The 10,295-nt window shown below is 63.4% G+C and carries 6 protein-coding genes and 1 pseudogene (1 of these 7 only partly in view); 3 read left to right on the plus strand and 4 right to left on the minus strand.

Translation table 11 applies throughout. The features are described from left to right. Position 1: 1 nt before the first annotated feature. A complete protein-coding gene (locus AC1DVV_RS17325; RefSeq protein WP_477666854.1) occupies positions 2 to 655 on the minus strand; it encodes a thioredoxin family protein in 654 nt (217 codons plus the stop codon). A gap of 50 nt (positions 656 to 705) precedes the next feature. Beyond that, a complete protein-coding gene (locus AC1DVV_RS17330) occupies positions 706 to 2,886 on the minus strand; it encodes a protein-disulfide reductase DsbD family protein (RefSeq protein ID WP_477701910.1) in 2,181 nt (726 codons plus the stop codon). A 146-nt stretch (positions 2,887 to 3,032) separates the two neighbouring features. On the opposite strand from AC1DVV_RS17330, the gene AC1DVV_RS17335 reads away from it, so the two are divergent. Then, entirely contained in the window at positions 3,033 to 4,640 is a 1,608-nt protein-coding gene (locus AC1DVV_RS17335; protein WP_457282697.1) for a B12-binding domain-containing radical SAM protein, read from the plus strand. A 19-nt stretch (positions 4,641 to 4,659) separates the two neighbouring features. On the opposite strand, the gene AC1DVV_RS17340 is transcribed toward AC1DVV_RS17335, so the two are convergent. Continuing rightward, entirely contained in the window at positions 4,660 to 6,357 is a 1,698-nt protein-coding gene (locus tag AC1DVV_RS17340) for a phospholipase D-like domain-containing protein (RefSeq protein ID WP_477701909.1), read from the minus strand. Positions 6,358 to 6,483: 126 nt separating this feature from the next. Continuing rightward, on the minus strand, positions 6,484 to 8,412 hold the full coding sequence (locus AC1DVV_RS17345; RefSeq protein WP_477666851.1) for an ATP-binding cassette domain-containing protein: 1,929 nt from the start codon (positions 8,410 to 8,412) through the stop codon (positions 6,484 to 6,486). Between the two features lie 208 nt (positions 8,413 to 8,620). On the opposite strand from AC1DVV_RS17345, the pseudogene AC1DVV_RS17350 reads away from it, so the two are divergent. Continuing rightward, a pseudogene (locus AC1DVV_RS17350) lies at positions 8,621 to 9,058 on the plus strand ((2Fe-2S)-binding protein); the annotation flags it as partial. A gap of 137 nt (positions 9,059 to 9,195) precedes the next feature. Then, positions 9,196 to 10,295 carry the beginning of a xanthine dehydrogenase family protein molybdopterin-binding subunit gene (locus AC1DVV_RS17355; RefSeq protein ID WP_457282700.1) on the plus strand. The gene runs 1,210 nt beyond the window's last position, so 1,100 of the gene's 2,310 nt are visible here — the first part of the coding sequence; it begins with the start codon at positions 9,196 to 9,198; its stop codon lies beyond the right edge, outside the window.

Consider the following 10,295-nt stretch of genomic DNA (forward strand, 5'->3'; position numbering starts at 1 on the left):
TTCATGCCTTGTATTTGACGGAGCAGCCATAAGCCCGGCTGGTTGCTACGCTCAAGGGCTTGCCGCCCAGCGCTTCGGTCAGGCCCTGGCGCACGTAATTGGTGGCGGTCTTGATATCGTCAACGCGGGCAGAAGGGATGCTGTCAATACCGCCTGCGTAAATCAGCTGGCCCTGCGGACTGATGATGTACATGTGCGGTGTCGTCTTGGCGCCGTAAAGCTGGCCGATCCTGCCTGAATCGTCCATCAGTGTCGCAGTCGGCTGGCCCTGTTTCTCGGCCATCCAGCCGGCCAGTTTGGCCGGCGCCAGGTAGTCGCTGCTTTCGGCCTCCGTGGAGTTGATGGACAGCCACACCACGCCTTTGGCGGTGAACTCCTTTTGCAGGCCTTGCATGTTGCCGCTGTAGTGCTTGCGCACAAAAGGGCAGCCCGGATTGGTCCATTCCAGCACCACCAGCTTGCCTCTGTAATCGCCCAGGTTGCGGGTCTTGCCAGCCGTGTCGGGGGCTGAAAAGTCGGGGGCTGCCTGGCCGACACTTGCTGTGGCCGCCTGCACGGAAAAGGCGGCCGACGCCAGCCAGGGGGCGGCAACGAGAGCGCCGGAAAAGTTGCGGCGGGTAAGTGCCCGGACGGGCTGCAGAGGGGTATTCAACATGGCTTGAACTCCTTCAGGAAGAAATAATCAACAACACGACAACAGGTTCTTTACAGCTTGGCCAGTTCGGCCCTCATGTCGTCCACCGACAAAATCTCCGACAGCACGAGCGGCGCGCGGCCGGGCTTGTAAATCACATATACCGGTACACCGTTGCGGCCCAGTTGCTTCAGTGCCGCTGTCACTGCCGGGTCGCGCCGCGTCCAGTCGGCACGCAACAGCGCCACGTTCTTCGTTTCGATGTCGGCCAGAACCGAGGCATTCGAGAGGGTGGTCTTTTTGTTGTACTGGCAGGTCACGCACCAGGCGGCGGTGAAATCCACGAACACACTTTGCCCTTGCGCGGTGAGCTGGTCAACCCGGCCCGGCTCCCAGGCTTGCCAACCGCCCACTGCCGGTGTTGCCGACACCAGGGCCGCAGGTTTGGTGATGTTCGGGCCAATGGCCCACAGCCCCAGCGCACCCAGCGCCACGGAAAAGGTTGCCAGCAGCGTGCGTGCCGTGCCGCGCAGGGTAAAGGCCCAGATCGCCAGTGCCATCAACACCAGCAAGGCCAGCAGTGCACCCGCGCCGTCGATGCCGCTTTGCTGGCCCAGCACCCAGACCAGCCAGGCGACTGTGGCAAACATCGGGAAAGCCATCAGCTGCTTGAAGGTCACCATCCAGGGGCCGGGACGCGGCAGCATTCTTGCCACGGCCGGTATGGCGCTCGCCGCCAGATAAGGCGATGCCATACCTATACCGATGGCCGCGAAAATCGCGAGCGCTTCAAGCGCCGGAAGCCCCACCGCATAGCCCAGCGAGGCGCCCATGAAAGGAGCGGTGCAGGGCGATGCAATGGCGGTGGCCAGGACACCCGACAAAAATGCGTTGACGGTGGGATTTTTCGCCTGCCAGCCGGCGAGCCGGCCCGGCAGGACATTGCCGAATTCAAACAGGCCCGCCAGGTTCAACCCCAACAAGGTGAACAGCGCCGCCAGCAATGCCACTACCGCCGGGTTTTGCAACTGAAAGCCCCAGCCGAGTTGCTCGCCCGCGGCGCGCAAACCCAGCAGCAGTGCACCCAGCGCCAGGAAAGACACCATAACGCCCACGGTGTAAGCCAGGCCGGTGGTCAGGCGCGTGGCCTGGTCCTTCACCTGCACAAAACCCACCACCTTGATGGCCAGCACCGGAAACACACAGGGCATGAGGTTGAGGATCAGGCCGCCGAGCAATGCACCCAGCATGGCGGCGATGAGGCCGACCGGTGGTGCGCTGGTTTGCACGGGTGCCGCACCGGCCGACGCGTTGGCGCGCAAGGCCGCTTCAAGTGCCGGCGGCACGACGGTGGCAGCCGCTGGCGCAGGCCAAGGGCCTTTGACCGGCGCGTCAATGCGATAGGCGGCGTTCTCCAGGGCCACCACCAGCGGCATGCTGGCCGGGCTTTCGGTGCGCTGGCCCGACAGGGGCACCTGGGCCGTCCACACCGCGCCTTGCCAAGCCTGTTGCCAGGGGGCGGCGGGCTCGATCACGCTACCGGTTTCGGGGTACAGCGCCAGTGTTTTGCCCTGCAGGGCAGCGGGCAAGCCGGCCAGGGAAATGCTGATCGCCTTGCCTTCGACTGCCACCTGGCTGGCGCCGGCGGCCAGAGTTTTGGGCGTGGCGGCGAACGTGTCCTGAAACAACTGGCCGCTGGCCGCGGTCGAGCTTCGCACCGGGATGCTCAGTGAAAAGTCACCCTCTTGCGGAATGCATTCCTTGCGGCACACCAGCCAGGACGCCTTGAGTTTGACGTCCAGCTGCCTGGCGGCGAAACCGGGCGCCACGGTCAAAGGCACGGGCAGCAGCACCGCCTTTTCATAGCCGTAGTTGGCCAGCGTGCCAATCGGGATTTTTTTGGGCGTCGGCCAGGCGATATCGCCTGCAGTGATGCCGGCGGGCAATTGCCAGTCGAGCTGCGTCGGCAGCCCGGAATCACCGGAGTTTTTCCAGTAGGTATGCCATTCGGGCTGGTGCGTGAGCCGCAGCCCCACCCAGACCGGCTTGCCGGGCTCCACGCCTTGCGGCGCCCAGGCCAGCAGTTCGGCACTGACCTGCTCCGTTGTGACCACCGCACCGGTTGTGCCCGGGGTGCCTTTGCCCAGAATGTCGCTAAAGGCCTTTTGGGCGCTGGCGGGCACGGGGATTGCGCAAGCAGCTATCAAAAATGTAGCGGCTAGCTTGGCAAACGGAAAACGCAGGGCATTCATTGTGCAAGTGTGAGCGGGTGGCGCAGAGATTAGTTCCTGGAAGGCTAGGAGGCAAGACAGCGTGCGGGCATCGCTCGATGACGGTTAGTCCGTTTTCACGCTGCCTTATTACAGCCGTTTTCAGAGTCAGCCCAGATAATAGGGGCATGCCGCGCATTGTCCTCGCCACCCTCAACGCGAAGTACATCCACGCTTCGCTGGGCCTGCGCTACCTGCTGGCCAATATGGACCTGCATGGCGGCCCCGGCCTTCGCGCACAAACGTTGCTGCGCGAATTTGTGATCCAGCAACGGCCCATGCAGATCGTCGAGGAGTTGCTGGCGCTCGATCCTGAAGTCATCGGCCTCGGCATTTATATATGGAACGTGGTGGAAACCACCCAGGTCGTGCGCCTGCTCAAAACCCTGAGGCCCGGCATCAAGGTGGTGCTGGGCGGACCCGAGGTCAGTTACGAGACGGGCGAACAGGAAATCTGCCGCCTGGCCGACCATGTGGTCACCGGCTGGGGCGATGTGAGTTTTCCCAAGCTCTGCCGTGCCTTGCTCGAGGGCCCGCAACCGCTGATGAAGGTCGTTGCGGGGGAGCAGCCGGCACTGGAGGCGCTGGCCTTGCCTTATGGCGAATACACCGACGAAGACCTTGCCAAACGGTTGCTGTATGTCGAAGCCTCGCGCGGCTGCCCCTTCAAGTGCGAGTTTTGCCTGAGCTCGCTCGACAAGACCGCCTGGGCTTTCGATCTGGACGCGTTCATGGCCGGGATGGACGCACTCTACCGGCGCGGCGCACGCAACTTCAAGTTTGTGGACCGCACGTTCAACCTGAAGGTCGAGAACTCGGTGCGCATCCTGCAGTTTTTCCTGGACCGGATGGCGCCTGACCTGTTCGTGCATTTTGAAGTGGTGCCCGACAGCCTGCCCGACCGGCTCAAAGTGCTGATTGCACAGTTCCCGGCAGGTTCGCTGCAGTTTGAAGTCGGTATCCAGAGCTTCAACCCCGAGGTGCAGCAGCGCATTTCGCGCAAGCAGGACAACGCCAGGACCGCGGACAACTTGCGCTGGCTGGTGAACGAGAGCCAGGCCCATGTGCACGCAGACCTGATCTTCGGTTTGCCCGGCGAGACGCTGGAGAGCTTCGCCGAGGGTTTTGATCGCCTGCATGAACTGGCGCCGCATGAAATCCAGTTCGGCATCCTGAAGCGCTTGCGCGGCACTCCGATTACCCGGCACACGGCGGAGTTCGCCATGGCGTATGACCCGCAGACGCCGTACACGATTTTGCAGAGCTCCACGATTGACTTTGTCACCATGCAGCGCATCAACCGCTTCGCACGGTATTGGGAAATGCTGGCCAACTCAGGGCGTTTTGCACGGGGGCTCCAGCTGCTCCTGGCACCGGGCTCGGCATTCGGCCATTTTCTGCATTTCAGCGACTGGCTCTGGGCCAGCACCGGTAAAACCCATGAGTTCGCACCTGAGAAACTGGTGGATTTGCTGTTTGAGCATCTCACCGCAGTGCGGGGCCTGGTCAGCGCAGAGGTGCTCAGCGCACTGTTGGCCGACTACCTGGCCAGCGGCGCACGCGGCCGCCCCAATTGCCTGGCCGATCTGCTGGGTGCCGCCCGGCCGGCTGCGCCGCTGCACGCCGGAAGACAGGGCGCAGCGCGGCAGGGGCGTCATGTAAACCAGAAATCAGGGTTTCAGGACGAGTCGGGCGCCCACCGGGAAGCCATTCAAAAGGCTGCAGCGGCCGCTTGATGAGCCAAAGCCCCGATCTTTAAAGCATCTCTTCCGGCGCAAAGGGCCCGATCAGCTTGAGCATCAGTTGCAGTCCCCAACTGGCATCCGGCTCGATCATGGAGTCCTTGAGGGGCGAGCCCTGCGGCGCGCGCCAGACCAGCCGGCTGTTCTCCAGCTCGACCCGGTAGGCGCCCGACGCCAGCGTAGGTTCGATCAGCCGCGTGGCTTCGGCCGAGATGGCGCGGTTGCGGATGACGATGGCCACTTCGCTGTTTTGCAGCTGCGAGCGCAGGTCCAGGTTCATGGAGCCCACGACCAGCATCCGGTCGTCCATGACGACGACCTTGGAATGCAGGCTGGCACGTGAGCCGCCGGTGGAACCGCCCGTGGATCCCCCCGCGATCGCTGCCGAGCCGAAGCTGCTGAAAGAGCCTTCCTGCTCGGCGCGCATTTCGTAAATCTCGATGCCCATCTCCAGCAAGGCCTTGCGGTAGCGCGCGTAACCGACGTGGGCAGCCGGCGCGTCGTTGGATGCCAGTGAGTTGGTGAGCACCCGCACACGAATACCGCGTTGCCGGAGGTCGGCAAACTGCTTCATCATGCGTTCGCCGGGCACGAAGTACGGCGAAACGATCAGCAGGTTGTTTTTGGCCTGCGACATCAGTTGCAGCAGCCCGTCGACCGTGGTGTCCTGCGATTCTTCAGTGGTGTCGGCGTCGGCGGCGATCTTGGACGCCTTGTCCACCAGCAGCACCGAGGGTGCCCAGGTCCAGGTTAAGAGCCGCAGGTCGGTCGAATCCGGCAGCGTCGGCAATGCAGAGGTCGCCCGTTCCGGCCGGGTTGAGGGGGGTACCGCGCCGTCACCCGCCTGGAGGGTAGCGGCCTGTGCCGTGCCTGCGGGAGAAGAACGGTTTTCAGGGGCCGGCGGCTTGCGCTTGAGTGCGTCGATTTCCTTTTCGGTCATCAGCGACTGCACCGGGTATGCCAGCGGGTTGTTCCAGTACTGGTCAAAGCTGCGCGACAGATCTTGCGCGATGCGGCCGGCCGCCAACACGTCGATGTCCACAAAATTGGTACCGGTGCTTTGGCCGAAGTAGGTTTCGCCCAGGTTGCGTCCGCCGGTAATGGCCACCGCGTTGTCCGCCACAAAAATCTTGTTGTGCATGCGCCGCTGCATGCGCGCCGTGTCCTTGAGGTTGCCCAGGATTCGGAACATCAGCGAGCCACGGCCGCCCGGCAGGGGGTTGAAGAGGCGCAGCTCGATGTTTTTTTCAAACGCCAGCTTCAGCACCTGCGCGTTTTTGCCCGAGGTGTTGAAGTCGTCCAGCAGGATGCGGATGCGCACGCCGCGGCCGGCCGCCTCGCGCAGCGCGTCAAACATGCGTTCAGTGGTTTCGTCGGCAAAGATCGCGTAGTACTGGATATCCAGTGTCTTTTGCGCTGCCTTGATCAGCGTCATGCGGCTGGTGAAAGCCAGCTCGGCGTCACCCACCAGCGCGAACCCCGAGTCGTTGCGTGTTCCCGCCTTGGCCGCACGGGCTGCCACCAGACTGCCCAGGCGCGTTTCGGCCGGGTTGGCCAGTGCCGTGGAAACCGGGCGGTCAACCTCGCTGGGCAGCGAGGCGCAACCCGCAATCCAAAGAGCGGCGAAGGCCATGGCCAGCCCCTGCAACGCGCGCCAGCCTGTGTGCGGGATCAAGCGGATGCCGGGAAGGGCGCGGGAAGTGGTCTGCATGGTGCAGGCCACTTTAGCGTAAGGAGATGTATTTGGTGCCGCCGGTCCCTGCGTTCGCGCCTATTTTTCTTGTAGGCGCGAGGCTTGACTACACTGACCGCGCCGGAAACACGCGAAGCCGGCGCGTTAAGACGACAGCGTTTCCCAACGCTGCAGTGCGGCCATCAGCTCTTCCTCGATCTTGCTGTTGCGCGCGTTGAGTTCCGCCGCCCGTTTGGCATTCGTGGTGTAGAGCGTTCCGTCATAGAGCTCCTGCTCGATGGCTTTTTGCTGCGACTCCAATTGCTGGATCAGCGCCGGCAGGCCGTCGAGCTCGCGCTGCTCCTTGTAGCTCAGCTTCTTTTTTGATAGCGGCTCGCGCTCGTCCTTATTGGGCTGCGGGCTTGTTTTGCTTGAAGTTTTGCTGCCGGCGGGGCTGCTGGCGGGCTTGTTGGCACCGGTGATCTGCGCTGCGCGTTTGGATTGCGTGATCCAGTCCGTCACGCCGCCTTCGTACTCACGCCAGAAGCCCGGGTTCTCGGGCGTACCTTCATAGGCAATGGTGCTGGTGACCACGTTGTCCAGGAAGCGCCTGTCGTGGCTGACCAGGAACACCGTGCCTTCGTAGTTTTGCAACAGGTCTTCCAGCAATTCGAGGGTGTCGATGTCCAGGTCGTTGGTGGGCTCATCGAGCACGAGCACGTTGGCCGGCCGCGCGAACAGGCGCGCCAGCAGCAGCCGGTTGCGCTCGCCGCCTGACAGGGTGCGCACCGGTGAATTTGCGCGCTGGGGCGAGAACAGGAAGTCGGTCAAATAGCTCTTGACGTGTTTTTTCTGGCCGTTGATTTCGACCCACTCGCTGCCGGGGCTGATGAAGTCTTCCAGGGTGGCGTCCAGGTCCAGGCTGTCGCGCATCTGGTCAAAGTACGCGACCTGCAGGTTGGCACCCTGGCGAATCTTGCCGGGCGGATTCGTCACGTCGGGCTGCAGCTCGCCCAGGATGAGCTTGAGCAGCGTGGTCTTGCCGGCGCCGTTGGGTCCGAGCAGGCCGACCTTGTCGCCGCGCAGCAGCGTGCCGGTGAACTTGTTGACGATGAGCTTTTCCGAACCGGGATGGCCGAAGCTCTTGCTCACGTCGGTGAGCTCGGCGACGATCTTGCCGCTCTTCTCGCCGCTGGAGACATCCAGGTTGACGCGGCCCACCGCATCACGCCGTGCGGCACGGTTGTCGCGCAGGGCTTCGAGGCGCCCAATGCGGGCCACGCTGCGGGTGCGGCGCGCTTCGACACCTTTGCGGATCCACACCTCTTCCTGCGCCAGCAGCTTGTCGGCCTTGGCATTGATGACGGCTTCCTGGGCCATCTGCTCTTCTTTTTGCACCAGGTACTGGGCAAAATTGCCGGGGTAGCTGTTCAGTTTGCCGCGGTCGAGCTCGACGATGACGGTGGCGACCTGGTCCAGGAAGGCCCGGTCATGCGTGATGGTGATGATGCTGCCGTTGAAATTGACAAGCAGGTCCTCCAGCCAGGCGATGGAATCGAGGTCCAGGTGGTTGGTCGGCTCGTCGAGCAGCAGCACGTCGGGTTTGGCGACCAGCGCCTGGGCCAGCGCCACGCGTTTTTTGGTACCGCCCGAGAGCGAGCCGACGATGGCGTCCTTGTCCAGGTGCAGGCGGTGCAGGGTTTCCTCGACCCGCTGCTCCCAGGTCCAGCCGTCCAGCGCCTCGATTTCCGACTGCAGGGCGTCCAGGTCGGTGTTTTCGTCGGCTGCGAGATATTGCTCAACTACATGCCTTGTGCGCGCCAGTCCTGCGCTGGCAGCTATAAAAACCGTAGCATGCGGGTCCAGGCTGGGTTCCTGCGGCACGTAGGCAATACGCAGGTTCTGTTGCAGTTGCAGCGTGCCGTCATCGGGTTTTTCGAGGCCGGCGAGAATTTTCAGCAGGGACGACTTGCCCGTGCCGTTGCGTCCGATCAGGCCGATGCGCTGGTTGGTTTCAAGGGAAAAATCTGCGTGATCCAGCAGTGCGACGTGCCCAAAAGCGAGTTGGGCGTCCAGTAAGGTAATAAGTGCCATAAGGGGGCAGATTATCCGCCCCTGCCGTGACGCGGTTTCTTTATAGGCTCTTCATCGGCCCCGCAAGCCCACCCTTGGCCACATACGTGCCATCCGTTAAATACAAGTTATTACGTGGGTGGCCGGTGTCGCATCTGCGCCCTATCGCTTGCCACGCCTCGCCGATATAGTCGTCCGTTCCGGCGATTCGATCGCTGAAGGAGGGACCTTGGAACTGCAAATCAATGGCCGGGCCGTTCAGGCCGACGCCGACCCCGGCATGCCCTTGCTCTGGCTGCTGCGCGACGTGCTGAACATGACGGGCACCAAGTTCGGATGCGGCGTGGCCGCGTGCGGCGCCTGCACGGTGCGGGTGGACGGCGAAGCGGTGCGGTCCTGCGTCGTCCCGGTGTCCGCTGTGGTGGGCAAGCGCATTCAGACCATTGAAGCGCTGGGTGCGCCGGACAAGCCCCACGCCCTGCAGGTCGCCTGGATTGCCGAACAGGTGCCCCAATGCGGCTATTGTCAGTCGGGCATGCTGATGGCGGCCGCCGCCCTGCTCGACAAAATCCCCAAGCCGACAGATGCGGACATCGATGCCACCATGACCAATATCTGCCGCTGCGGCACTTACCAGCGGATCCGGGTGGCCATCAAGCGCGCGGCCGGCATGGCGCCCGGCGGCAAGGGCCCAACACCTAGGGCTCAATTTTCCGCCGGGCCGCCCCAAGGAAACGAGCCCCGGAATATGCAAAAAAGGGGCAGCGCCTTACGCGAAGCGAAAAGCGTGGGGGCCACGTCCTCATGAAGAGAAGAGCCTGGCTGCTCAGTGCAACCGGTGCGGCAGGCGCATTGCTGGTGGGCTGGAGCCTGTTGCCGGCGCGCTCCCGGCTGGGCAGCCCGGCCAAGCCCTGGCCTGCGAGCATTCCCGAGCTTGATGGCGCGGTGTTCAATGGCTGGGTCAAGATACGGGCGGACGGCGGTGTGGTGCTGGCCATGCCGCGCAGCGAGATGGGCCAGGGCGTGCACACGGCGCTGGCCATGCTGGTGGCCGAAGAGCTTGACGTGCCGCTGCAGCGGGTGACCGTGGCGCAGGCGGGTTCTGATGCCATTTACGGTAATGTCGCGATGCTGGTGGGCAGCCTGCCTTTTCACCCACTGGACGTCGATGACTTTGCCAAAGAAGGCGCCCCCAGGGTTCGCCCTACTCCGGTCAGGATCGGCGAGTGGATGATGGGCAAGGTCGCCCGTGAGCTCGGCATCAACGCGACAGGGGGTTCCTCAAGCCTGGCGGATGCCTGGGACGTGGTGCGGCTGGCCGCTGCCACGGCCAGGGCATCCCTGCTGGGGGCCGCCTCGCTGGACTGGAAATTGCCGGTGGATGAGCTCACAGTCAAAAACGGCGTGATTTCGCACCCTTCAGGTCCCTCATCCCACTACGGTGAACTGGCGAAATTTGCCGCAGCGACTCCGCCGGGCGACGTGACACTCAAAAGCCGCGGGGACTGGAAGCTGATAGGGCGCAGCGCCCCGCGGCTGGATTTACCTGCCAAGGTCAATGGCACGGCTGTTTTTGGCCTCGATGTCCGGTTGCCGGGCATGGTGTATGCGGCGATCCGGCTTTGTCCCATGCTGGGCGGTTCAGCGGGTGCGATCCAGGTCAATACGGCGCTGGCCTTGCCGGGTGTGGAGCGCCTGGTGCGGCTGCCGGCCTATGCGGGCTCTACTGCCGGCTTTGCCGTGGTGGGTAAAACCTGGTGGCAGGCCCAGCAGGCGGCCTTGATGGTGCCGGTCGAGTGGCAGCAGCGACCCGCTGGCGCGCTGGACACCCGCGCGATTGAACAATCGCTGGAAGCCGCTCTGGCACGCGAAGAAGGCCATGTCTTTTATGAAAAAGGCGATGC

It is taken from the genome of Polaromonas sp. P3_B4 (assembly GCF_056402835.1).